The organism is Paucilactobacillus oligofermentans DSM 15707 = LMG 22743 (assembly GCF_001434315.1).
In the GTDB taxonomy this organism is placed as follows: domain Bacteria; phylum Bacillota; class Bacilli; order Lactobacillales; family Lactobacillaceae; genus Paucilactobacillus; species Paucilactobacillus oligofermentans.
Window position 1 is genome coordinate 20,425 of record NZ_AZFE01000031.1, and the last position, 24,440, is coordinate 44,864.

Genomic DNA, 24,440 nt, shown 5'->3' on the forward strand with positions numbered 1-24,440 from the left:
TTTTATATTTTTCAATCGAACTCCCCCCAATATTTAAATTACAATTTAGACGTTAGTTCAACATCAGGATACTTTCCTTTAAACCAGTTTTCTGCAAACTTGTTTTCAAATAAGAACAGTGGTGCATCTTGACGATCTTTAACCAATAAATTACGTGTTGACGCCATTTTTTCGTCTAGTTGATCCGGATTAATCCAACGAGCGGTTTTATGTCCTAATGATTCCATTACAATCTCAGAATTATATTCATTCAACATTCTAAATTGGAAAACTTCAAATTGAAGCTGACCAACTGCACCTAAAATATATTCATTACTATTGTAACTTCTATATAATTGAATGGCACCTTCTTGAACAAGTTGCTCAATTCCTTTATGGAAAGACTTTTGCTTCATAACATTTTTAGCCATTACTCGAACAAATAATTCTGGTGTAAATTGTGGGAGCTTTTCAAATTCAACTTTATTTTTACCTGAGTAAATTGAATCTCCAATTTGGAAATTACCAGTATCATACAGACCGATAATATCTCCGGCTACAGCAGTCTCAACAATTTCACGACTATCAGCCATAAACTGGGTAGAATTTGAAAGCCTAATCCCTTTACCGGTTCTGCCTAATGTAACATCCATTCCGCGATCAAACTCACCTGAACAAATTCTTACAAATGCAATTCGATCTCGATGCTGTGGATTCATATTAGCCTGAATCTTAAAAATAAATCCTGAAAATACAGTATCATTTGCTTTAATAATAGATTCATCTAAAGTTTTATGATTACTTGGTTTAGGTGCATAATTTAAATATGTTTGAAGAAATGTTTCGACCCCAAAATTAGTTAAAGCTGATCCAAAGAATACTGGTGTTAAATCACCAGTAGCAATTTTATCTTCATCTAAACTATTTCCAGCGGCTTCAATTAATTCCACTTCATCTAATGTTTCTTGCCAGATACTATCTTGACGTAACGGATGATCTGCAGGTATTTGTCCATCCTTATCTAATTGGATATATGGATTATTTTCATCTTCGGGATGTGTTAAAGCTACACGGTGATTATAGCGATCATAAAGTCCCTTTAGTCCACGACCCATTCCAATTGGCCAATTCATTGGATATGTTTCAACACCCAGAACATCTTCAACCTCAGATAGTAAATCCAAGGGTTCTCTTGCATCACGATCAAACTTGTTCATGAAGGTGAATATTGGAATTCCACGCATTTTACAAATTTGAAATAGCTTTTTAGTTTGTGGTTCAATCCCTTTAGCTGCATCAATAACCATGACAGCAGAATCAACGGCCATTAGAGTTCGATAAGTATCTTCAGAAAAATCTTCATGTCCAGGGGTATCCAAGATATTAATTCGCTTACCGTCGTAATCAAATTGCATCACTGAACTAGTAACTGAAATTCCACGTTTTTTTTCAATTTCCATCCAATCTGATTTGGCAAACGTTCCAGATTTTTTAGCTTTAACAGTCCCAGCTTCACGTACAACTCCACCAAATAAGAGCATTTGTTCTGTAATTGTTGTTTTACCAGCATCCGGATGAGAAATAATGGCAAACGTTCTTCGCTTATTTACTTCATTTGCTAATTCAGCATTATTCATTTATTTTATGTCCTCTTTCAAAAAATCATTCCTTCTAATTTTAATATAGATAACGATTAAAGTCTATGTAAAACAAAATTTGAAATTAATATTTAAGCCAATAAATAATCATTTATATTTTTAAAATAAAAAATCTCCATAAACATTAGACAGTAACTAATTCTGCCTAAATTCATAGAGATATTCTATTTATTTACTAAATTTTTGTTTAACTTGATTCCAGTCAATACACGTTATTGCAAAACAAAGGATACCAAATACTGTTATTGCTTGAGATCTAAAAGTCATCCAATAATGGACTTGTGAATGATTTCCTAGTACCAAATACCAAATATATGGGAAAGTTGATACTATCAAAATTGGTGATGCTTTAAGAATTGTTTTAAATTGTTTTTTAAAACAAATGAATAATAATAACCAAATAATAAAAATAAAAGCTAAAATAGCAAGGAACTGTTTTGAAAAAACCAACTGCATATTTTCTTTCAACATAAATGATCTATTTAATACTGGATTGTTGTTTGAAATTGCAGTATCTCCTGATCCTTCAGTTCTTAAAACAATCGCATTAAAAGCATCTAAAATAACATTCTTTTTTAAAATTGCAGAAGCAATAATCCATTTGCTGAACCAAGTTATCCCGTATCCAAGTGACCAACCAATACCTGACTGTAAGATTTGCTTACAGCTTTCAAAAAAGCTTTGGTTATATCTTTTTTCTTTTAAATTAAGTAATAATACAACAATTAACGGTATTCCTAATGTAATAATTGGATACGTCAATAAATCTAAAAAATTAGTTATTGAACCAATTGCTCCAAATAAAGCCAAATTTTTATGTAACTTTTTATTAGTTAGTAAATAGATAATGCTAAAGTTTAAAATATAAAACAAGCTTGAATACTGTAAACAAAACGGAATCACCATAAAAGATATACTACACATTGCAACAGCAAATGACAATCCTACAAGAGTTGATATTTTTTTAGCTAATAAATGAACAACAAATGCAAAAATTAGTAACATAAAAAACATATTAAAATATCTAATTGATGATAAAGAAAAAAGCATTAATATTGGCCTAAGTATAACTAAGTACCCATGCCAATATCTACTATATCCATCTATCGACATCCCTGCTTTAATAGGATTACTTTGATCTTTTTTTGCTGCATTAATCATAAAATTATCTGTATAATTATCAATTTTAGAAGCTGACTTGGCGACTGTATCAAATATCTCTGGATATACTCCTTCGCTAGCAATTAATGTTGAGCTTTCACTAACATTATTTTTAACCATATTATTATTAGGTATCATTACTACAGTCATGAGTACAAAGTAGCTAACTAATAATAATGAAATTACCTTAAAAAAACTTTTAATTGAATTCAACTTATAATCATCCTTTTTATCATATTAAATATATAATTCTTGAAAGTAACTAATGCTATAATTATAACCAACATCACATCCTTTTACTTACTAAATTATAAATAAATTTTATTATACAAAAAGCTGCTAATTTTCATTTATGAAAACTAGCAGCTTTTTTAAACTTAATTATTAATAGTAACTATCTGTACTATTTGAAGAGCTACTGTAACCACTACCTGGGGAGTTATATGAAGCTCCATTAGGAAGTACAAAAGTTACATTATTATAACCATCAAAATTGGTCTGCGCATTATACATTTTAGTTTCATAATTAGTTACAGTTGTAGCTTCAAGACCTTGAGCTTTTTTAATCAACTTAGAAACACGATTAATTTCTTTAGTTGATGCAATTTGGAAAGAAGTTCCTTCGATAGTTGCATTTTCACCTTGGAATTGATTAGTAACAACATTATTCATTGCTGTATGATAATTAGCATATAACGTTGCGATACTATTAATCGGAACATCTGTTTTTAATCCATCTTTAGCAACATCTAGCAACTTATTAATTGCTGTTACTGAGCTTGCTGACTTGAATTTTTTAATAACAGCCTTCATAACTTGTTGTTGTCGTTTTTGACGTCCGTAATCATTATTAGGATCATCATAACGCATACGTGAATATTTTAAAGCATTGGCTCCGTTTAAGGTTTGTTTCCCTTTAGGGAATGTATGACCTTCATAGGTGAATGCAAATGGATTATTAACAGTTACACCACCAACAGCATCAACAACTTTTTCAAGTGCTCCCATATCAACATTTGCATAATAATCAATCTTAATATCTAATAACTCAGCAACTGCAGCTTTAGTCTTTTTAATCCCACCAATTGAATAAGCAGCATTAATTTTAACGTAATCGTCACCATCATCTGTCTTTAATTTAACCAACGTATCCCGCGGAATACTGGTAAATGTAATTGTTTCTTTCTTAGGATTAATAGTTGCAACTTCAAGTGTATCTGTATTTCCAACACCATAAGTAGTCTTATTTCTACCAATTGCTCCTGAATCAATCCCCGTAATTAAAACATTAACTGCTTTACCATCTCGTAGCTTTTTACTTACTTTAGTTGAACTGTTACCAAAAATCCCCTCAGCAGTCTGATGAATTTTGTAGTACTCATAACCACCAACTGATAACAGTACAAGTGCCACAATTATTGTAATCCATCGTCCCCAATGCCGCTTACGTCGTGGTGCTCGATGACGTGAGGTTCTAGTTTCTTCTTCATCCATGATTTATCCTCAATATTCTATAATTAACTTACACAACGTTATCATTGTATTCACTAAATCGTCAAACAAAACACAAGATTTTAATACTTTTGTAAACTTTAAAACAAGACATTTATAATCACTTATTAATAAAAATATGGTAGTCTATTACTTAATATATCGTGAAAGGACTGACGTAAATGAAAACAGTATTAACTTATGGAACGTTTGATTTATTGCACAAAGGACATGTAAAAATATTGGAACGAGCCGCTTCAATGGGTGATCGCTTAATTGTCGGTCTTTCTACTGACGAGTTCAATATTAATCAAAAAGGAAAACGTGCATATACTAATTTTGAAGATCGAAAATATATGTTGGAAGCAATTAAATATGTCGATTTAGTAATTCCAGAAAATAATTGGAATCAAAAAATTCATGACATACAAAAATATGATGTCGATATTTTTGTAATCGGAAATGATTGGGCTGGGAAATTCGATAACTTAAAAGAATACGTAGATGTTATTTATCTTGAACGAACAGATGGCATTTCAACTACCCAAATTAAACATGATTTATCTGAATAAAAGCTTAAATCAGTTACTATTCTTTATATTTTTTGCTATTAAGTATATTCAACTTTTGAAAAATAACGTTTTGTAGTCTAAATTCAAACTCACGTTTTTCTTTTTGAACGATGGAATCTAAAATCAATCCACATGAAATTAATAAAATACCTGTTAACAATAAAAATCCATCCACAATCAAGGTTGGAATTTTTTCTACTATTCCAGTATTCAAATATGGTAACCAAACACTCGGAATAAATGAAATAATTGAAATTGCAATTAGAATTGCTGCGATAATTGAAAACAACTTAAATGGATGGTAATTTTTGAATAATTTAAAGATAGTCGTTAATACTTTAAAGCCATCTGAGAAAGTATCAAGTTTAGATTCACTACCTTCAGGTCGATCACGATAAGTAATGATTTCATTATCCACTTGCATATTATTTTCAATTGCCAAAATGCTCATCTCAGTTTCAATTTCAAACCCCTTGGATAAAACTGGATAGGTTTTAACGAAGCGATAACTAAATGCCCGATAACCGGTCATAATATCTCGAATATCATTTTTAAAGAATACATTGATACTCTTTCTAACTAGCTTATTTCCAAATCCATGACCAAATCGCTTGTTCTCTTCAAAATAACTTGAAGATAATCGATCACCAACAACCATATCTGAATTTTGATTCAAAACCTTTTCAACCATACTTGGAATATTTTCAACTGGATAAGTATCGTCACCATCAATCATGATATAGCAATTTGCATCAATTTCTTGAAACATTCTTCTAATAACATTACCTTTACCTTGTCGATATTCATGTCGAATGACTGCTCCGGCTTCTTCAGCTAGTACAACTGTATTGTCATTAGAATTATTATCATACACATAGACATACGAATTACTGATGCCTTTTAAACTATTCAAACAATCCTTAACAACCTTGCTAATCGTTTTTTCTTCATTATAGACTGGTATTAAAATTGCTACGTTATCCATTACTTACCCCTACTGTGACCATACTAATTTCTTGTCAAATGTACTCGAATATAATTACTCTTTTCATGCTTTTTCTTAGTTGATTCAATATCATAAACAGCTTTTTTTACATTTTTTTTGACTTTGATAGTTGCTTTAAAATTACCTTTAGCATCAGCTTTAACCTTAAAGTCTTTATAATTTTTTTGATTTTCTAATATGAGTTTAGCTTTTTTAGTGGTCTTACCCTCAATGATGATTTTATTACCACTAAATTTACGATAAATATCTCCAGAATCGCTAACTTGATCACTGTTCTTAGCTGATATCAATAATTTTACAGCATCAGCTTTAACAACTAACACAGACGATACACTAACGAAACAAACCATCATCAAAAATAATGCAATCTTTTTAGTCAACTTGATCACCCACTTTTCTAATTTCAGGATCAAATCCGATACCGCTTAAAGTACCTTTTAATTCAGCCATTGCACGTTTAACACGATGATCTTTAGATTTAACAAAAACTCGAATTACATCAACCAAATTAACCCGAATCATCTTTCTAAACTTCTTATTTCCACGATAGTGCTTTGTAATATACATATTATTTCTAAATTGATAAAAATAACGCGGAATTCTATCAACAGTATCATTTTGTACTAAAAATGTCCCTGGCTTTGAATTAGATTTATGAATAGCGATGGCTTTTTTAACAAAGTATGATGGCCCAAATTGATTCATTCTAAGGCAATATTCAACATCATCTTGCCAAATAAAGAATTCTGAAATTGGAAGTCCACCTTTAACTACGTTATCTCTTGACGTAAAGAATGACACAAAGGTAGTTGTTTTAACTTTTACTAATCCTTCACCAATTAAGTCTGGCCAATCATCGGTAACTTCAGCAACATTTGTAGGAGTATTATCTTTCCAACGAACGTTAGATGCCAAAAATCCAAATTTATTTTCTAGCTTAATTGCTACATCAGTTAGCATTTCATTACACTTTAGGTCAACAATTGTATCATCATCCATTAACCAAAAATATTCGTCACTAGTTTCTTCAACAGCTTGCTTCAATCCATAACTAAAGCCACCAGCGCCACCCAGATTTTCAGTTAAATTATATATAATTACTTGACTACTTTTAATAGTATCTAGGTATTCTTTCGTTCCATCATTACTATTGTTATTTACAACAACAATATGACTAACTACATTAGTCTGGTTTAAAAGTGCAGAAACACATTCTTTCAATAAGTCTAACCGGTTATAGGTCACGACAATTGCACTTGTTAGTTTCTCGTTATTAATGATTCTTCACCTTCCAATCTGCCTTAACTGGCATTGACATTCCGTCTTTGATACCTTTAAAAATTGATTTTAACTTTGAACCTTTATTGTCCTCAAATAATATTGTTTTAATAACTAACTTCATCTCATCCCATAAAACTTTTCGATCACTTAGCTTTTTGTATTTTTTATAATAATAGATACTATTTCTTGCTTGATAGTACTTTCTGAATGCAGAGTGATTATCCACTGGGATTCTACGACCGAAAACAAATACCTGCTTACTATGACCAATCTCTTGACGCAGGACAACACTGTTAACCCGAATAATTTTTTTGTGATTAATAAGTAATCGACGACAATAATCAAAATCAACTAAATCAATAAACATTTCATCATCGAACCCACCAATTAATTTCCAATCTTTAACTTTAATTAATGAACCTGAAGTAATTGGGTTTTGAATCTCATCAATTTCTTTATCAGTACGTTCAGGATCATTTTCATTTTCACTTAAATCCCAAATTACAGGTGAAATTAATGATACATCACTTAAATCAGTATATTTTTGATATTCTGACAACATATTTTTTGGTGGCATTGAATCTTGATCCATCGTTAATACCCAATCAACATTATCAGCTACAAAATATTTAATGATTTCATTAAGTGCTCTAGCAATGCCTTCATTAGTAGGTAATTTCTTAATTGTTACAAATTCATTATCTCCATACAACGATTCAACTGCTGCAATATTGGATGATCCATTATCAAGTAATAGAATATTTTCACATTGTTTAAGCAATGTATCCACATTTTGACTTAATCTTTTAATTTCCGGATTATATAAAACAATCCCTACGCCAAACTTTTCCATTTGATTACCTAACCTTTTTAAAATTAAAAGTAAGTATAAACCACATAAATACAGTTCCTTTTAATGAACTTTTTCTGATTTTATAATTCATTAATGTTTTTAAGTTTTTAAATGCTGACGCTGATCCACTCGTCATTTTTGAAATAGCAATTAATTGCGACTTTTTATCTGTATCCATTTGATCACCGAATACATCAAGCAAATAGCTATCTTGTTTTAAAACTAACTTAAAACGTTCTGTTTCACTATCTAAATTGAATAACCGCTTAAACTTTTTGAGCTTTGAAACGTCGGCTCCAAAAGTATTATCACCATGTTGTCGATATAAAATTGGTGCGAAGTTTCCAAATTCAACACTACCAAAAGTGGCAGCAATAGCTGCAAACCACCAATCATGCATTACAATTTGATCTTTATCAATTGGATTATCTAAAATCATATTTTTTAAAGATTCATTTAACATCATCGTGCACCCTGTAACGCTATTAGAGAAAAGGACATCCTTAAAAGAATTGGCATATTCATTACCATACATTAATCCTTGGTCATTTAACTCGTTGTCAACAACCATTAAGTCTGTATGAACTAATCGTGGCTTTACTGGATTTTCATTTTTCTTCATCAAGTCCAGTGTATCAACAACTTTATTTTCTAACCACACATCATCTTGGTCACAAAACATTACGTATTTCTCGGCCGAATGTTGTAACAGATTAACAAAGGAATTTATTACGCCCATATTAGTGATATTGCCTTCATTAACAAATGTAACTCTTTCATCATTTGTCACCATTGCAGTGATAATATCTACTGTTTTATCCGTTGACCCATCATCACGAATATATACATGAATATTTTGATATGTCTGATTCAAAATAGACGTAATTTGATCAGCTAAATATTTTTCACCATTATACGTAGATATATCAATCGCAACTGTTTCAGTTTCTGACATAATACATTCCCCTAACTAAATTCTGTCGATACTTGCTTGAACTCGTAATATATATGCATCTAATTCTAGAAATTTAACACTATCTTGAATCATATGTTGACTTGGTAACGATTCACCATCTACAATTTGTTGTAACTGAGTAGCTAATTGTAAAATATTTCCATCTTGATACAAATAACCATTTTCACCATCTTTAATTATATCGGCAGGACCAGTTTCAATATCTGATGAAATCATAAACATGCCATACGATGCTGCCTCAGCTAACACCATTGGTAGACCTTCATATTTAGATGTCATAACTAAGGCATCACCATTTTTTAATGATTTCCATGGTTGCTTGTTAAAGCCACGCCAAACAATTTTATCTTGAATTCCTAAATTATTTACGTAATCTTTTAATAAAGATAACTCAATCCCATCACCAAACACTTCTAACTTCCAATTACCAGTTACTTTAGCTAAAGCATCAAATAAATCCTTCAAATTTTTTTGGCCATGCAACATTAAGCGGCCAACATACACAAAGGTTGTAGTCAAATCTTGACTTCTTTTGACTAGGTAGTCATTGGTATTAATCGGGTTATATATTAATGATATTTTTTCATCTGAAATTCCTTGTCGCTTTAATTGTTGTTTAATGCCACCACTAATTGCCCAAAAGTAGTCCGCACTCTCAAGTGCCCGTTTTGATAATGGCTTTTTTGAAAGTGAATAATGATACCATGCAATTATTTTTACCTTCGAGTTATAATATTTACGCCAATATTTTGCAATAATCCAAATAACCGGATTCGTTGATACGACGATGTCCGGCTTTTCTTGCTTTAAAAGCTTTAACATTATTAATGGTAAAAATAATGCGTATTCCAAACTTAGCAATTTTTTATTATTTTTAAATGGTAGGTTTACTAATTGATAATTTATACCTTTTAACCACTCTTCATGATTAGTTCCACCAATATTAATTAATTTAATATCAAATGATTTTTCATCGAGTTGCTTATAGGCTTCAAAAAAATTAGTCATTACCGTTTCTGTACCACCAGATCCAGACATAAATGGCGTTAATATTAATACTTTTTTCATTACTTTAGTCCTAACTTACTTTTTAAGCGGCTAATTGTTACCACATAAACAAAGAACATAATTACATAATAATTTTCATTCCACGTAAAAATTAATGGTGATAAACATAAATACATAATTAAAAAGAATACAAAACTATTCATAACTGTACGATACAATTTTTGAGTTGAATCATCTAAAATATCATTCGATTTACTCAAAATTAAGCGTGCATCTTTAACTTTTTTTACAATATAAACAGTGATTGGTGCCATAATAATTAATCCAAATTGAGCAAACCAGCCCATAAAGTTACTTAAAATAGGGTATCCTGAAGCAGAATAAACTGCAAAATATTCCGAGTTAAATCTTGTGCTCCATGGGACGTACTTCAACAAGAAGTAGTTAGTCATACTGTTTCCAACGCCCGTAATTGGATAATGTAAGAATGTATATAATAATCCTTTAGTCCCACCAATTCGGTTACTTGTACCTGTCTTATGGAATAAATATTGATCAATTAAATCTCTAATTGGTGAAACAAAGATATATCCAACTAAGAGTATACCTACTGCTACACCAGCAAAGATATAAACGATATGTCGATCTTTCTTACTAATACAAAACAGCAACATTAAAGCTGTAATCCCAATAATGTAAAATCCTGTTGAAGTTTTAGCGAAAAATAACACGATAATCGATAAAATTAGTAAAATCCAATACATTCTTACCTTGTGCCAATATTTACCAAAAAAGTCATATTCATTTTTTATACAAGCTAGTATAACTGGAATAAACACAATTCCAATCTGTGAGGCCAAGTAACCAGCTTCAGGTGCAAATCCATTAATTCTTCGTAAACTTGTCACATAACTACCATGAACATAAAAGTTCCGACCTTGCCACCGCTGTTCAAATAATTTACCTATAACGTTTAGTAATGGATCAATTACTTTAGTTAAAGTACCAATTAATTGCGGCAATAATACAGCTACCATATAAATAATAAAGGTCATAATGAACACTTTAAAAAATTTAATTAGAGCTTTATCAGAATAAATATTTTGTCTAACAATTAAAAATATCATTACAATAATTAATTCAACCACCGTAAAATCTAGCCACGCATGAAACACGCCTGGATTAGCGGCGCTGGCTGGTAAAGTTGCAATTCGAGGTTGAAAATAAACCATCGTGATTAATTGAATAACATTGATTGATAACGCGAAAATAAGAGCTTTAAAATTAATTATATTTTCATCTTTAAAATTCTTGTTTTTAAAAAAATAATACAATCCAAATGCAAAAATCAACCATGTTGAAATTTCAGAAAAATTTCCTGGTAGCATTCTGAAGTATTGCTTTGTAAACATTGAAAAAGGAAGTAGCAATGATTCCATTTTTTGAATTACCTTTCTAACTTACTAAAATATTTATTTCGTTTTATTATCAGCATTCCAATCATTCCAACTAGCATTCCAGAAATTGCACCATAAGCTGCATACTTAGTAGTATTAGGCCGATTAGCTGGAACGGCTGGCACAGTTGCTAACTCAGATACTGTTGGATAAGCATGCTTTAAAGATCGATTATAAACTTGCACACGTTTTTGAAAGAAAGTGGCCATTGAATTAGTTATTGCAGTAGCAAATTTCGGGTCTGCGCTTCGTGCATGAATGATCATAATTAATGAATCCGGACTTCCCTCAAAAGTTAGCATATTTTTCATTTGTTGTTGCGTAACCTTATATCCTGTTTTACTAGCAACATACTTAATCATCAGTTTAAGCGTATTATTATCAATTGCTTGAACTCGATGAACACCTAATGCTGATGCATTAGCAATTACTTGATTAGATTTTCGATCAGCTTTATTTTTTACTTTCTTAATGTGTTCGGGATGAAAAGTAATTTGGCTCGTTGCAATATAGTATGGTTGATATGATACTTTACCAATCCAATATCCAACTCCGCTACCAACAATTGCTAATGCAATAAACACCAATATATTTTTCCATATAAATATGGTTAATTTTTTTAATGAAATCAGAACTTTCATCTCCTACTTTTTACTAAAAACATATTTAAACTTTCTCCATAAGAAAGAAAAACCTTTTTTTAGCCAATTTTGTTTTTCCATATATACAAAGTTAACTTCAGTTGTTTGATAACTTGAATTAACATTAAGCCAAGTGTCTAATAATAATTCACTAATAAAGCCATAAACCCTTGATTCATAAGCATCATATTCGGAAATATCTATTCTTGACTCTACTTGATTAAGAATATCAAACATCCATTCACAATATTCATTAAATGGCTGTTTCTTCATAATAAAGATATTGAACATATGAGCACTTGTTTTCTTCATAACTTTATCAAATGAAGCTAAATATTCAGGGAAATTTTCAGCAATAACCATTCTTGTTAAATCAATTGGTTCTTGCTGATGACTATGAATATAATGCGAATAATTAGATTCAATAAAATAATTACGTTTTTTAGGTAAAATTATGTCATTTTTTTCTAGTAAATCGTCAACCTGTTCTTTAGTTAAAATAGAATTTAAATTTTTATTCTTATTTAGTGACAAGTATCGTCTGTAATGCACTAGTCCATATGCTTCCGCATCAATGTTTTTCCATGCCCAATATACAGCAGTTAATTCGTTATAATTAGGATTCTTTTCAGAGATATTTAATCCATCGTTATCTGAATGATATGGTAGATCTAATTCTGGATGCAAAGCTTTACCCACAAAAACTGGGTAATATAGTTCTGAATCGGTTGGCATTTCTGCAGATTTATGTGCCGCCACAATAATTTTAGTATTCACTTTTCCACCCCAAAAAATCATTATAAATTATATAATATCACTTAAAATTATACCTAAAGAATGCACTAAATACAATCGTCATCAGACTAAGCGGTTTAATTTTAGATAATATTAAAAAAAGACAACTAGGTTAACTAGTTGTCTTTCTTAATTCTAGATGAAATTATATCACGCGCTTGATCTACAACGGGAGTTTTTAACATAATAATACCTAATACATAAATCATCATTCCAACTATCACTTGTAAAGTTAGGTTAGCAAAATTCATTTGCATAATCTCGTTCATTCGATAAACAACGATGAACATTACTAATCCACTCAATAAATATTTCCAAGTTACAGCAAACAACTGGCGTCGTCTAATCGTATTTCTAATAAAGTATATTTGTAATGCAGCAACTAAAAATTCAGAAATCAAGGTTGAAACAGCTGCTCCATTAGCACCAAAGGCTTCAATTAAGAACAAGTTAACAATCACATTAACTATCGCCCCTATTGTAACTGATGCGGTATACTCCTTGACCCTGTTAACGGGCATTAAATATTGCGTCCCCGTTACATTACTCCAAGCAATGAACAAAATAACTGGAGATTCAATCATCATAATTCTAGCAGTTGGACCAAACTCTGCTCCAAGGAACCAGGGCGCAAATTTAGTAGCAACTGCTGCTAATCCAAACATCATTGGCATCGATAGTGCCGTAACGAAATCAAACGAGTTGTACAAACTTTTTCTAATACCACGAACATCACCATTTGAAAATTTGTTAGCAATATGTGGTAACATCACGGAGCCGGTCGCCGTCACAACAGCTAAAATAATTTTAGTGATTTTATCTGCATAATCAAACTGTCCCACTGCTTCAGTATCTGCCATTCTCAGCATAATTCGGTTAACAACTAAATATACCTGAGTACTTATTGTCGGAATAAACAATAATAGCGATGGATAAAAGTGTTTAAATGGTCTCAATAGTGATATTTTAACTTTTTTTACACTTCCCTTAAGATATGGCCATAAGGTAAGATTACCAACAACTTGTGACATACCAAGTAAGAATATATATTTACCTAAATCATCGGGGGTTCTAACAAAAATAAAAATAAGTGCAATCGATGAAACCTTAATAATCATATTTCGAACAACGATCTTTTTAAAATCTTCTAGCCCCATAAAATACCAGGACACATCCATTCCACCAGCGATAATTAAAATCGACTGAATCAAGAAATATCCACGATATCCATGACTAAAGATAAACAAGAAAATAATGAAGACAATATAAGCAAAGATAATTGTTAAGCTTTGTAATCCTTCAATTTCCCAAAATATTTTTGAGCGAGCTTCTTTATCATCCCGATGATAGGCAACTTCTCGATTTCCATATAATGAAATTCCCATCTGACCGAGCAACAAAAAAAAGGTAACCCATGAGTTAGTATATGCATTTACACCAACACCATGGACACCTAACACCCGACCAACATACGGAACCGTAATTAGTGGTGCTAATAGCGCAAGAACTTGATAACTCGCGTTATACAAATAATTTTTAATAACTTTCATACGCTATTTATCAAACTCCTGAGAAATTGTAGTTAAGGCCGCATGGATTACTTGATGCATATCATAATAACGATATTGACCTAATCGACCGCCAAACATAACACTTGGTACGGTTTCAGCTAATTTCTTATATTGTTTATATAATTCATTATTCTTGGCATCATTCATTGGATAATATGGTTCATCACCACGGCTCCAGTTAGCTGGATATTCACGCGTAACAATTGTTTTATCCTTATCACCTTTACCATATTCAAAGTGCTTATGTTCAATCACACGTGTATATGGCGTTTCTGCATCGGTATAATTTACCACTGCATTACCTTGATAATTATCAACATCCATTTCTTCAGTTTCAAAATGTAAACTACGATATTCAAGTTCACCTAATTCATAATTAAAGAATTGATCAATCATTCCCGTAAAAATAATCTTAGGATATTCTTTGATATATTCATCTTTGTTATCAAAGAAATCAACGCCAGTTTCAACATCAATTAAATCACTAGCTAACATTTTTTCAACAATTTGTGTATAACCACCAATTGGAATACCTTGATAAGTATCGTTAAAGTAATTATTATCGTAAGTCAAACGAACTGGAAGTCGACGAATAATAAAGGCTGGAAGTTCTGTTGCTTTTTTGCCCCATTGTTTTTCTGTATATCCTTTAATTAACTTTTCATAGATATCAGTTCCAATTAAAGAAATTGCTTGTTCTTCTAAATTCTTTGGTTCGCCAGAAAGGTTAGCCGCTTTTTTTTGTTCCTCAATTTTAGCAACTGCTTCTGCCGGTGTCTTGACGCCCCAAAGTTTATTGAAAGTATTCATATTGAACGGAAGATTGTACATTTCCCCATTGTAATTGGCAACCGGACTATTAGTATAACGATTAAATTCAGCAAACTGTTGAATATAATCCCATACTTCTTTATTTGAGGTATGAAAAATATGGGCCCCATATTGATGAACTTGAATGCCATCAACTTCATGCGTATAAATATTTCCTGCAATATGATCACGTTTTTCAATAACTTTTACACGTTTTCCACGTTGCGCTGCTTCATATGCGAACGTTGCTCCAAACAATCCAGAGCCAACAACTAAATAATCGTACATTATATTTCCTCCGATATTAATTATCAATAAGCACCATCAGATTTAACGATACTCAGTAAATTTTGGAATAATATTTTAACATCAAACCAAAACGATGCATGATCTACATAATATAATTCAATTTCACTACGTTCTGGATATCCAATATTACTTCGACCACTAGCCTGCCAATAACCCATTGCTCCAGGTTTAACCGATAGAAATTTTTCTATCTGATCACCATATTCTTGTAATTCTTCTTCCACAACTGGTCTTGGTCCAATTAATGACATTTCACCCCGTAATACATTAACAAATTGAGGCATTTCATCCATAGAAGTTTTTCTCAACCATTCACCAAAGTTTGTTATACGTGGATCTTCACCAGGTTCAAGTTTATAACTATTTTTTACATACTTCTCATATAGTTTTTTATCACTGCGTAAAACCTTATCTGCATCAACAATCATTGACCTAAATTTATAGATAAAAAAGTGTCGGCCATTTTTACCGACTCTTTCTTGTTTATAAATAACTGGGCCCTTATCACTACCAAACGCATATAATCCCCAAATAACTAAAAATACAGGGCTTAAACATATCAACGCTAAACAGGATAAAATAATATCTACAGTTCTTTTAAAAAATAAATAAATTAAACTTTGTTTTTCTTCCAACATTTATTTCACCAATCAAATCATATTAGATACTAAGTATAACAATACTTCACTCTAACTAATTTACCATAATTTAAGTATCTCGCAACTATCTTGAATAAACAATAACAATTCTTTATAATTTCATCGAATTGATTTGAAAAGGTTCTTAATAGGGTACTTTCGATTCATATATAAGCTGTTTATTACCGGTATTTTACTTACGATTAACGTTGCAATTATCACAAAGATAATTCTATACATAATACCAATAATAATCGCAACTAAGTATGGAAAATGAACTGAAGAGAATTCAACTACCTTTGGCCATATATTAACTGAATCTAAATCAATTAAATGAAAACAAAGCATCAAAAGAGAGTTAGCACCAAAGAAAACTAAACTTTTCTTTATCCAAATTCCAAAATTATTTTTCAATACTTCATCAAGATAGATAGAAAATTTTATAACAACAATACTTGCCACAATACCACCTAATACACTTACATAAATATTAGGTGATGTCATATTAACCATTCCAAAAATACCTACTGTCGCAGCAAAAATCCAGATTCCCGTTAATACAACAACAGACGGTAATTTAATTTTTTGAATAATGTCTTTTTCTTTAATTAAATATCCACTAAAGAAAAATATTTGTGAACCTAACGCAGAATTTAGAGAAAATGGGAGCACAAACTTTGTCGCCATAATAATTCCAATAAGTGTCAGCAGCAATGACAAGATTGCTTTACACAATAAATCATATTTCTTAATATTCAATTTCATAACAATATTAAATATCAAACTACCAAAAAACATCGCCAATAAAAACCAAATAGCTCCGATTGACATAATCGAGATTCCAAAGAAGTTAGTACCAATACCAATTCCATAACTTCCTGAAATTAGTAACTGTTTAATTGATCCAATTCGACTATATAACACACCATTTGGAATGATTCGACAGATAATAATTACGATTACTTCTAATAAAACAGTCGTAATATACGGAATTAATAAATTAAAAATATTACTTTTAGTTAGTGTGAAATTATTTTTGGGTCGATATAAGTATCCACTTAGAACAAAAAATATTGGCATATGAAAAACAAAAATAAATTCCGCAAGAAAGTTTGGCCAATAGGTCCCAAGTGAGTGTCCGACAATTACACAAATTATTGCAATTCCTCTTGCAATATCTATCCAATCAACTCTTTTTCTCTTAACAACCACTATTAAATCTCCTTCAAAGTTGAGTTATTTTAAATAAAAAACAGTTGATGTTTTCACATCAACCGTTACTTTATTTTACATATAGAAAGCAATCCAATTCCATGAAGTTAAATCATAGTAATTCATGGTATTCATTAATGTCTTCGCATACGTAGGACTAGTTGCATATCCATCTTGTTGAATTAACATTGCAGCAATATTTGAATCAGTTACGCCAATCAAATTTGCATAACGTGAATTATCTAATAAAAATTGTGAGTGATCAGACATACTTTCAGCATAACTAGCATATGCTCTAAATTGAGCATTAACTGTTACATATTGCCCATTATAATACTCACCAGTTGCCATTGTTATAGAATTACCATTATAACTACCTTTAATACCAAATAAATTATTTGCCATAGTTGTTAAATCAGAGTTTCCCCAACCACTTTCAATAATAGCTTGGGCAGCTGTTAATGATGGTAAAATTTTATGATTTACCCATTCCGTAATCGCTCCATATAAAATCTTATTCATGAATGTGTTGTTAGCAGTAGACAAACTGCTGTCATGGAATGTTAAAACTCCATCATTATTAAAACGTAAATATCCATCACCAGAATCAGCAACTTGATTCTTTTTCAATGCTCCATTACCATCAAAAGCATATATATTGCCCCAGTTAGTATAAAACTTATTGGTATATCTTGCTCCATCTGATCCAAAGTAATACGTACTTCCCCAATTTGAGTAGAAATTATTAGTATATCTTGCTCCATCTGATCCAAAGTAATATACATTACCCCAATTTGAATAGAAATTATTAGTATACCTTGCTCCATCTGATCCAAAATAATATACGTTACCCCAATTTGAATAAAATTGGTTATCAGATCTTACACCATCATTTCCAAAGTAATACGTACTTCCCCAATTCGTATAAAATTTATCAGTATATCTTGCTCCATCTGATCCAAAGTAGTACACATTGTTCCAATTTGAGTAGAAATCGTCAGTATACCGAGACCCGTTATCGCCAAAATAATATACATTGCCCCAATTTGAATAAAATTGGCTTTTATACATTTTCCCATCTGAACCAAAATAATAAACTTCATTATTATCTGTATAGAAAAAATCTGTCTTCATTCTATAGGTATAATCATCAAAATAATAAGTACTATTATTAACTGTTTGTTTACCACTTACTTTTTGACCATTTACATAATAGTAAGTTTGACCATCTTCGTTAACTAACCCATTTTTAATTGCATCACTCATTATAAGTGCATCAAGTACATCATTAATAGAATCATCGCTTGGCACAGCATCTGAATCGGTATTTGATGTTTCATCTGTTACACTTGAAGCAGCATCTGAATCGGAACTTGTTGTTTTGTCCGTTTCACTTGAAGCTGAATTCAAGTTAGCACTTGATGTTTGATCTGTTGCACTTGAAGCTACTTCTGAAGCAGCGTTTGATGTTGTATCTGTTGCACTCGCGATTACTTCTGAAGCAGCATTTGATGTTGTACTTGAGGCTACTTCTGAATCGGCACTTAATGTTGCAGAAGAGTCAGCAGAACTTGCTACAGTTGTATCTGTGTTTCCCAATACCACAGAACTACCTTGCGTGACATTATCAACATTGCTAATAATAGCTGCACTGTTATCAGTAGAACTAGCAACTTCATCAGCACTTACATCAGATTGTATTGCACTAATTCCTACAACCATTGAAGCTGTTGCAGCTGCTGCAACACACCACATTTTTCCTTTTTTAAACATCTTAAATCTAGGACTTTCTTTCATTCTAAATACTCCTCATTTTTTAAACTTTTATTATTTTTCTTTATTAATGAATAATACCACATTCTTTAATGATTGTTTTCAATTAAATTAAATTGTTACCCCCATGTAATGCTAAAGTAACATTTTTTAAATGTTCTATGAATTAGATTACTCACTTTTCTCTTTTACTATAAAAATAGGCCGGTTTTTCGTTTGTAAATATATTTTACCAATATATTTACCCACAATTCCTAAACACAACAGCTGAATCCCACCAAATAGTAGGAACACACAAATAAGTGATGCCCAACCATAAACACTACTTCCTGGGATAATTAATGCACGAACAACGATAAATATAATTCCAAGAATGGATCCAATAAATGACAGAGATCCAACCCAAGATGCAATTGATAATGGCGCCTCAGAAAAATCGGTAATGCCATCTATTGAATATCTAAGAAGTGACCAGAAGGACCAACTCGTAGCCCCTTTTTTTCTCTCCACATTAGTATATTCAATATACTTTGTTTTAAAACCCACCCAACTGAATATCCCTTTAGAGAATCGATTATACTCCGTTAATTGTAAAATAGAATCTACCATTTTTCGTGACATCAATCTAAAATCACGTGCTCCATTAACTATAGGAGTACTGGAAATAAGATTAATCACTTTGTAGAACATATTAGCAAAGAACGATCTAATCGCAGGTTCTCCATCCCGATTCACTCTTCTAGTTCCAACACAATCAATGTCTTCCTCTTTAAGGATAGCTAACATTCTTTCAATCAATTCAGGAGGATCTTGCAAATCAACATCCATTACAACAACATAATCACCAGTAGCATTCTCAAGCCCTGCTAATAATGCTGCTTCTTTTCCAAAATTCCGTGAAAAATCAATAAAATGAACAAAGTCTTTATTATTTAAATAAATAGCTTTTATTTTTTCTAAACTTTTATCGGAAGATCCATCATTAATAAACCAATATTCTGTTATAACATTGGTTAGTTTAGTAATGTTCTTTTGAACTTCATCAAAAAAAACAGGTATCATTTCTTCTTCATTAAAGCAAGGAACAATAATTGATAGTTTGTCCATATTGATCTCCTCATATAATTATATCTTGATTTTTTTCTTTTTAATATATATATAAACATATAGTATAAAACCAGTCATGCTAATAATAATTGACAGGATAAACAGTTGCGGTGCCACAAACTTAATTTTAATTGTATTGATACCTTTTTTTACATTAACTCTAATACCACCGTAATAAGATGACGTTTTATTAGCTAATTTTTTATTAACATAAGCTCTAGTATTACTATAATTAATAATAGGTAAATCAATATTATCTTTTTTATTAACATAAACTTTATAAATAATATAATTTGATTTTATTTCTCTTCTTACGTATTTAATCTTAGCTTTATCTGTCTTTATTTTATGGTTTGCAAAATAACTTAAGTGCGCTGTACTTTCAGATAACCAATAATCAGTTGAGCCCACTCCACTATTATAGGCAAATAAATTATTGAAAGTCTTTTCTGTAACTTTATAATGTGTTGAATCAAAATACTTAGCTTCACTAGGGGTAAAATTAACATTTGCATTAGTATTAGTATCATTAAAAAACTTATAACTGCTACCTGTAAAAGTTATCACCATCAAACATATACATACTACCGTCAAACACTCTTTATATTTCATACTTTTATTAACTATATTTATCGATATTATCTCAGTACAAAAAACAGTCAAAAATATAACAGCAATTGTAAAAATCCTGTGCGGAAATTGTATAACACTAAAAGGTGTATTTTGTAATACAGACCATGGAAATACACTTGTTCCAAAAATAAGTAACAATAAACCAATTATACCAATAACTTTAATCATTTTAGCTATATTTTTCCAGACAGCTGTAGAAAAAATTATTAAAATAATAGGGACAACACCTATCCCACCATTATTTAAACTGGCATCAAATATTGCACCCAATTGTATCGCTCTTGACTCTAAATCAAATACTGCCGTAACATTCATATGATTATTTAACATCATTGTACAAAAATTAATTAAGAAAAACGCACTACATAATAGTGTCATTCCAACAGCGAAAATTAAATATTTACAATTCCTCCAAAAATCATCAGTAACAACTGCAGCAACTACAATTATAATAAATACTACAAATGAAAAAAGTGCAACACTTAAAACGTGATTGTAAACCGTTCCCGTCATCCCTACAACTAAATAAAGCCAATTTTTTGATTTCTCAAAAAAAATAGAATAAGTTCCATAAACAACTAATGGTAGAAAAATTGAAGCCGTAACTTCTCCAAAAGAAAATCCAACAAATAACAACTGAAACATGTGTGCTGATGCACTGTACATAACTGAAAAAATTATACTTTTAGTTTTATTTCCATTCCAAAATTTCATTCCAGTAATAAACGAAATTATCATCGAAAGAAAAATAATTAACTGTATACCCATATAAGTTGCAGCAATAGGATTTTTAATAAAAAGTCGAATTATTGCAAATGGATAAATAAATAAGCTTGGGTATACTAGCTCTGTTGGAGTCCCTACACCATTAAAAGAATATACAGATCCAAAAGAAAACCAACTTCCATGTAATAAATGATTATATAACTCGTTTATTCTATTTAAGTGAAATTGCATATCATAACCACTGATTAGCTCATTCTTTAAATAAAACGGAATCATCATTATTGTACTTATTAATAAAAATAGACCAACTATTAATATTGAACTCTTAACTCTATTTTGCTTTCCAGTCATAAATAGTTCCCCAACATCAAGATTTTAATAATTATTTTCTTCCATCCACCGATTTACATCATCCATTTGATAGCCCTTACCAAATAGGCTCTGTTTAGTTTTCATAATTCTCGTTCGATTATCATATTTTCGATTACGTTGCCAAACTTTTTCGGCCTGCACGGTTAAATTATACCATTCATCCTCTTCGTCTGTCTCTACGACCAAATCGTTCAATACTTGATTAATCAAGTCAGTACTGAATCCCTTAGTCATCAAGGCTACTCTAACCTTTTGTAGCCTCATTTTTTCTGGAATTCGATGATAATGTTTCATGGACTTTTCTGCTGCTTTAGTTGCATTTTCAACTAGCGTATTATTATCAAATTCAGCCAACGCGTTTTCAATAATATTATCGTCAATTTTTTTTGCTTTTAAATTTTGTCTAATTACAGTTGGTCCCTTATCGGACGTAATTGCCATGGTTCTAACATAACTATCAGCAAATTTTTGATCATTAAGCAGGTTTTGTTCGTATAGTTTAGCCATCACTTCAGCCATCGTTGCTTCATCAACTTCTAATTTCTTTAGCTTTTCGATGACTTCACTTTCAGCTCTTAATTGATGAGAAATATAATCTAAAGCTTTTGAATATGCTTTGGACACACTATCTGATTTAGTAATATCAGATTGCATATTTTTATCAATCTCCATACCTTTCATCAGTTTAAAGTTAATTAGTACACTTTCACTGACACCAAATTCATATTCTCCATCTAAGTAGATATTATATCGACCTGCATGCTTTTTTTGTGCTTCAATCATTGTAATTTTTTTAACCAAAATTTTACTCCTTTCAATTTTCTAGTTTACATTTTTAATCTCAATTCTTAATTATGTATGTAAGCAGCGGCCGCCACTTATCAAATAAATATACTAAGGAGATCTAAATATGATTCGTACATTCAAAACTGCAAAAGTTCAATTACTAATGGTTGGTGACGGCCATGAAGATGGCATTAATCGCTCATTTAGTCACATTGACGAAAATGCAACTGATGATCAAATCCAAAAGCTTGGTACTATCCTTGAAACCATCACTAGTGATAAGTTCGAAAACGCCATCGTAATCTCATCATATCGTATCGATAAAAAATAATCTCACTCAACTAGAAAGGAAGTTATTATAATATGAAATCATTAAATCTTGCATTCACAGGTAGTCTTGGAAAATCTCACAGTTTGAAACTAGCTTATGCTAATGACGGTTTAGATTCCGCCGTAATTAAATCTGCAATGGAGCAATTATCAGAAATGAAGATGTTCAGTTCTGAAGGCGAAAATATTTACGCTACACCGGTTTCAGCTAAGTATGTTGAAACAATTACAACACCAATTTTTACAGCTGCTAAAGTAACTGCATAATTATTTTTCTAAGTCTCGCTTATTGCGAGGCTTTTTTAGTACCCTTCTTTTCCAAAAAGTTTGTTTCTCAACAATCTCCCCTTGTCGTAATGACTGCAAGGTGGCGTTAATCACTGCTCCTATCATCATTACCATCCCCGAAATGTCCAACCAAATCATGAATACCACAAACGCACCCATGGTTTTATAGGTGGCTACCGCGGTACTAAAGACTACTGTATACACTGAGAAAACTTGTGATAATAACATCCATAGGATAGTTGCAATCAATGCTCCCCAAAATACATAGCGATACATTACCTTGGCGTTGGGCACAAAGTAATACAATAAGCTTAAGGCGACAAAGACCCCTAAAAAGGCAACTGGCCAACGAAGCTGATTAACTGCGTCAATTAAACTAGTTTCAATATTGAAGGTACTCTTGAAGCGAACCATTAATAGTTCACCAACTCCGTAGAATAGAATCAGCGCTCCCATAATTAATATTACTAATAGCATCCATAAAAATGACAAGATTCTATTTGTAATTGGATCTTGATCTTTTCCGACACCATACGCTTGGTTAACGCCTCGCTGAAATGCTGCTACGGCTTTACTAGTTGACCACAAAGTAATCAATGCCCCCGCAGTTAAGATTCCACCACTTCCAGTTGAAAGCGAATCTTCAACAATTGGTTTGATAAATTCAAAAACTGATTTTGGAATAATAGTTGCCAGATAATTTAGAAGTGTAGTTGCGTGAACCCCAACAATTGGCAGCATGTTTCCCAATACAATTAATGCTGGAAAAATTGATAACAGTAAATAATAGGCCAATACATTAGCGGAGGCTGAGACTTGCGCCATAAAATAATGTTTGATAAATTCTGAAATACAAATTTTTATTTTTTGAAATAACGTTGGTTTCATTGAGCCGTCTCTCCTCCTATTCGTTTTAATACCTTCTGAAATTATACACGAAGTATTTAAAAATGAAAGTTCATAATATAGTAATCAATTAAAATTAAGGTAGTTTTTACCCCATAAAA

24 protein-coding genes are annotated in these 24,440 nt (G+C 31.2%); 3 read left to right on the top strand and 21 right to left on the bottom strand.

The features are described 5' to 3' along the window. Positions 1-38: 38 nt before the first annotated feature. From FC70_RS03710 to FC70_RS03720, 3 genes are all read right to left on the bottom strand, one after another. Positions 39-1,616, bottom strand: a complete 1,578-nt coding sequence (locus FC70_RS03710) for a peptide chain release factor 3 (protein WP_057889668.1) — start codon at positions 1,614-1,616, stop codon at positions 39-41. Positions 1,617-1,805: 189 nt separating this feature from the next. After that, the gene (locus FC70_RS03715; RefSeq protein WP_057889669.1) at positions 1,806-3,011 is read right to left on the bottom strand and encodes a hypothetical protein; all 1,206 of its coding nucleotides are present in this window, start codon (positions 3,009-3,011) and stop codon (positions 1,806-1,808) included. 171 nt (positions 3,012-3,182) lie between these two features. Continuing rightward, positions 3,183-4,292, bottom strand: coding sequence for an LCP family protein (locus tag FC70_RS03720; protein WP_057889670.1), 1,110 nt, complete (start codon positions 4,290-4,292; stop codon positions 3,183-3,185). A gap of 179 nt (positions 4,293-4,471) precedes the next feature. Between FC70_RS03720 and tagD the strand changes: the two genes are divergently transcribed. Further along, the gene (gene tagD, locus FC70_RS03725; protein ID WP_057889671.1) at positions 4,472-4,861 is read left to right on the top strand and encodes a glycerol-3-phosphate cytidylyltransferase; all 390 of its coding nucleotides are present in this window, start codon (positions 4,472-4,474) and stop codon (positions 4,859-4,861) included. A gap of 16 nt (positions 4,862-4,877) precedes the next feature. Here tagD and FC70_RS03730 read toward each other — a convergent pair whose 3' ends face one another. The 17 genes from FC70_RS03730 to recX all read right to left on the bottom strand — a co-directional run bounded on the left by FC70_RS03730 (position 4,878) and on the right by recX (position 22,830). Next, the gene (locus tag FC70_RS03730) at positions 4,878-5,846 is read right to left on the bottom strand and encodes a glycosyltransferase family 2 protein (protein ID WP_057889672.1); all 969 of its coding nucleotides are present in this window, start codon (positions 5,844-5,846) and stop codon (positions 4,878-4,880) included. A 23-nt stretch (positions 5,847-5,869) separates the two neighbouring features. After that, positions 5,870-6,247 (bottom strand): hypothetical protein, encoded by a 378-nt coding sequence (locus FC70_RS03735; protein WP_057889673.1) that lies wholly within the window; start codon positions 6,245-6,247, stop codon positions 5,870-5,872. Beyond that, complete coding sequence (locus FC70_RS03740) at positions 6,240-7,148, bottom strand: glycosyltransferase family 2 protein (RefSeq protein ID WP_083478627.1); 909 nt, start codon at positions 7,146-7,148, stop codon at positions 6,240-6,242. Before FC70_RS03740 ends, FC70_RS03735 begins: the two co-directional genes overlap by 8 nt. Further along, positions 7,141-8,001, bottom strand: a complete 861-nt coding sequence (locus FC70_RS03745) for a glycosyltransferase family 2 protein (protein WP_057889675.1) — start codon at positions 7,999-8,001, stop codon at positions 7,141-7,143. Before FC70_RS03745 ends, FC70_RS03740 begins: the two co-directional genes overlap by 8 nt. 4 nt (positions 8,002-8,005) lie before the next feature. Further along, positions 8,006-8,956, bottom strand: a complete 951-nt coding sequence (locus tag FC70_RS03750; protein WP_057889676.1) for a glycosyltransferase family 2 protein — start codon at positions 8,954-8,956, stop codon at positions 8,006-8,008. Positions 8,957-8,971: 15 nt separating this feature from the next. Further along, positions 8,972-10,045: a glycosyltransferase gene (locus tag FC70_RS03755; protein WP_057889677.1), complete on the bottom strand. Its 1,074-nt coding sequence runs from the start codon at positions 10,043-10,045 to the stop codon at positions 8,972-8,974. Continuing rightward, positions 10,045-11,397 carry a hypothetical protein gene (locus FC70_RS03760; RefSeq protein ID WP_123827733.1) on the bottom strand — a complete coding sequence of 451 codons (1,353 nt, stop codon included), beginning with the start codon at positions 11,395-11,397 and terminating at the stop codon, positions 10,045-10,047. Before FC70_RS03760 ends, FC70_RS03755 begins: the two co-directional genes overlap by 1 nt. A 35-nt stretch (positions 11,398-11,432) precedes the next feature. Continuing rightward, the gene (locus tag FC70_RS03765; RefSeq protein ID WP_162253442.1) at positions 11,433-12,026 is read right to left on the bottom strand and encodes a YveK family protein; all 594 of its coding nucleotides are present in this window, start codon (positions 12,024-12,026) and stop codon (positions 11,433-11,435) included. Between the two features lie 60 nt (positions 12,027-12,086). Next, the gene (locus tag FC70_RS03770; RefSeq protein ID WP_057889680.1) at positions 12,087-12,860 is read right to left on the bottom strand and encodes a DUF4422 domain-containing protein; all 774 of its coding nucleotides are present in this window, start codon (positions 12,858-12,860) and stop codon (positions 12,087-12,089) included. A 134-nt stretch (positions 12,861-12,994) separates the two neighbouring features. Then, positions 12,995-14,428: a flippase gene (locus FC70_RS03775; RefSeq protein WP_057889681.1), complete on the bottom strand. Its 1,434-nt coding sequence runs from the start codon at positions 14,426-14,428 to the stop codon at positions 12,995-12,997. A gap of 3 nt (positions 14,429-14,431) precedes the next feature. Continuing rightward, positions 14,432-15,547: a UDP-galactopyranose mutase gene (gene glf / locus FC70_RS03780; protein WP_057889682.1), complete on the bottom strand. Its 1,116-nt coding sequence runs from the start codon at positions 15,545-15,547 to the stop codon at positions 14,432-14,434. Between the two features lie 23 nt (positions 15,548-15,570). Then, the gene (locus tag FC70_RS03785; protein ID WP_420835987.1) at positions 15,571-16,203 is read right to left on the bottom strand and encodes a sugar transferase; all 633 of its coding nucleotides are present in this window, start codon (positions 16,201-16,203) and stop codon (positions 15,571-15,573) included. A 123-nt stretch (positions 16,204-16,326) separates the two neighbouring features. After that, positions 16,327-17,418 (bottom strand): acyltransferase family protein, encoded by a 1,092-nt coding sequence (locus FC70_RS03790; protein ID WP_057889684.1) that lies wholly within the window; start codon positions 17,416-17,418, stop codon positions 16,327-16,329. 75 nt (positions 17,419-17,493) lie between these two features. Then, positions 17,494-19,215, bottom strand: coding sequence for a glucosaminidase domain-containing protein (locus FC70_RS09155; RefSeq protein ID WP_083478629.1), 1,722 nt, complete (start codon positions 19,213-19,215; stop codon positions 17,494-17,496). Between the two features lie 147 nt (positions 19,216-19,362). Continuing rightward, positions 19,363-20,298, bottom strand: a complete 936-nt coding sequence (locus tag FC70_RS03800; protein ID WP_057889685.1) for a glycosyltransferase family 2 protein — start codon at positions 20,296-20,298, stop codon at positions 19,363-19,365. 18 nt (positions 20,299-20,316) lie between these two features. Next, positions 20,317-22,008, bottom strand: a complete 1,692-nt coding sequence (locus FC70_RS03805; RefSeq protein ID WP_057889686.1) for a hypothetical protein — start codon at positions 22,006-22,008, stop codon at positions 20,317-20,319. A gap of 24 nt (positions 22,009-22,032) precedes the next feature. Then, positions 22,033-22,830 (bottom strand): recombination regulator RecX, encoded by a 798-nt coding sequence (gene recX / locus FC70_RS03810; protein ID WP_112278658.1) that lies wholly within the window; start codon positions 22,828-22,830, stop codon positions 22,033-22,035. A gap of 109 nt (positions 22,831-22,939) precedes the next feature. On the opposite strand from recX, the gene FC70_RS03815 reads away from it, so the two are divergent. Together FC70_RS03815 and FC70_RS03820 are read left to right on the top strand one after the other, a co-directional pair. Next, complete coding sequence (locus FC70_RS03815) at positions 22,940-23,146, top strand: DUF1659 domain-containing protein (protein ID WP_057889687.1); 207 nt, start codon at positions 22,940-22,942, stop codon at positions 23,144-23,146. A 32-nt stretch (positions 23,147-23,178) separates the two neighbouring features. After that, positions 23,179-23,412, top strand: coding sequence for a DUF2922 domain-containing protein (locus tag FC70_RS03820; protein WP_057889688.1), 234 nt, complete (start codon positions 23,179-23,181; stop codon positions 23,410-23,412). On the opposite strand, the gene FC70_RS03825 is transcribed toward FC70_RS03820, so the two are convergent. After that, complete coding sequence (locus tag FC70_RS03825) at positions 23,413-24,321, bottom strand: YihY/virulence factor BrkB family protein (protein WP_057889689.1); 909 nt, start codon at positions 24,319-24,321, stop codon at positions 23,413-23,415. Positions 24,322-24,440 lie beyond the last annotated feature (119 nt).

Bases quoted from the DNA above. Each gene is read 5' to 3' on its own strand.
- FC70_RS03710 (WP_057889668.1), bottom strand. From the start codon at position 1,616: ATGAATAATGCTGAATTAGCAAATGAAGTAAATAAGCGAAGAACGTTT.
- FC70_RS03720 (WP_057889670.1), bottom strand. From the start codon at position 4,292: ATGGATGAAGAAGAAACTAGAACCTCACGTCATCGAGCACCACGACGT.
- tagD (WP_057889671.1), top strand. From the start codon at position 4,472: ATGAAAACAGTATTAACTTATGGAACGTTTGATTTATTGCACAAAGGA.
- FC70_RS03730 (WP_057889672.1), bottom strand. From the start codon at position 5,846: ATGGATAACGTAGCAATTTTAATACCAGTCTATAATGAAGAAAAAACG.
- FC70_RS03745 (WP_057889675.1), bottom strand. From the start codon at position 8,001: ATGGAAAAGTTTGGCGTAGGGATTGTTTTATATAATCCGGAAATTAAA.
- FC70_RS03750 (WP_057889676.1), bottom strand. From the start codon at position 8,956: ATGTCAGAAACTGAAACAGTTGCGATTGATATATCTACGTATAATGGT.
- FC70_RS03755 (WP_057889677.1), bottom strand. From the start codon at position 10,045: ATGAAAAAAGTATTAATATTAACGCCATTTATGTCTGGATCTGGTGGT.
- FC70_RS03760 (WP_123827733.1), bottom strand. From the start codon at position 11,397: ATGTTTACAAAGCAATACTTCAGAATGCTACCAGGAAATTTTTCTGAA.
- FC70_RS03775 (WP_057889681.1), bottom strand. From the start codon at position 14,428: ATGAAAGTTATTAAAAATTATTTGTATAACGCGAGTTATCAAGTTCTT.
- glf (WP_057889682.1), bottom strand. From the start codon at position 15,547: ATGTACGATTATTTAGTTGTTGGCTCTGGATTGTTTGGAGCAACGTTC.
- FC70_RS09155 (WP_083478629.1), bottom strand. From the start codon at position 19,215: ATGAAAGAAAGTCCTAGATTTAAGATGTTTAAAAAAGGAAAAATGTGG.
- FC70_RS03800 (WP_057889685.1), bottom strand. From the start codon at position 20,298: ATGGACAAACTATCAATTATTGTTCCTTGCTTTAATGAAGAAGAAATG.
- FC70_RS03805 (WP_057889686.1), bottom strand. From the start codon at position 22,008: ATGACTGGAAAGCAAAATAGAGTTAAGAGTTCAATATTAATAGTTGGT.
- FC70_RS03815 (WP_057889687.1), top strand. From the start codon at position 22,940: ATGATTCGTACATTCAAAACTGCAAAAGTTCAATTACTAATGGTTGGT.
- FC70_RS03820 (WP_057889688.1), top strand. From the start codon at position 23,179: ATGAAATCATTAAATCTTGCATTCACAGGTAGTCTTGGAAAATCTCAC.
- FC70_RS03825 (WP_057889689.1), bottom strand. From the start codon at position 24,321: ATGAAACCAACGTTATTTCAAAAAATAAAAATTTGTATTTCAGAATTT.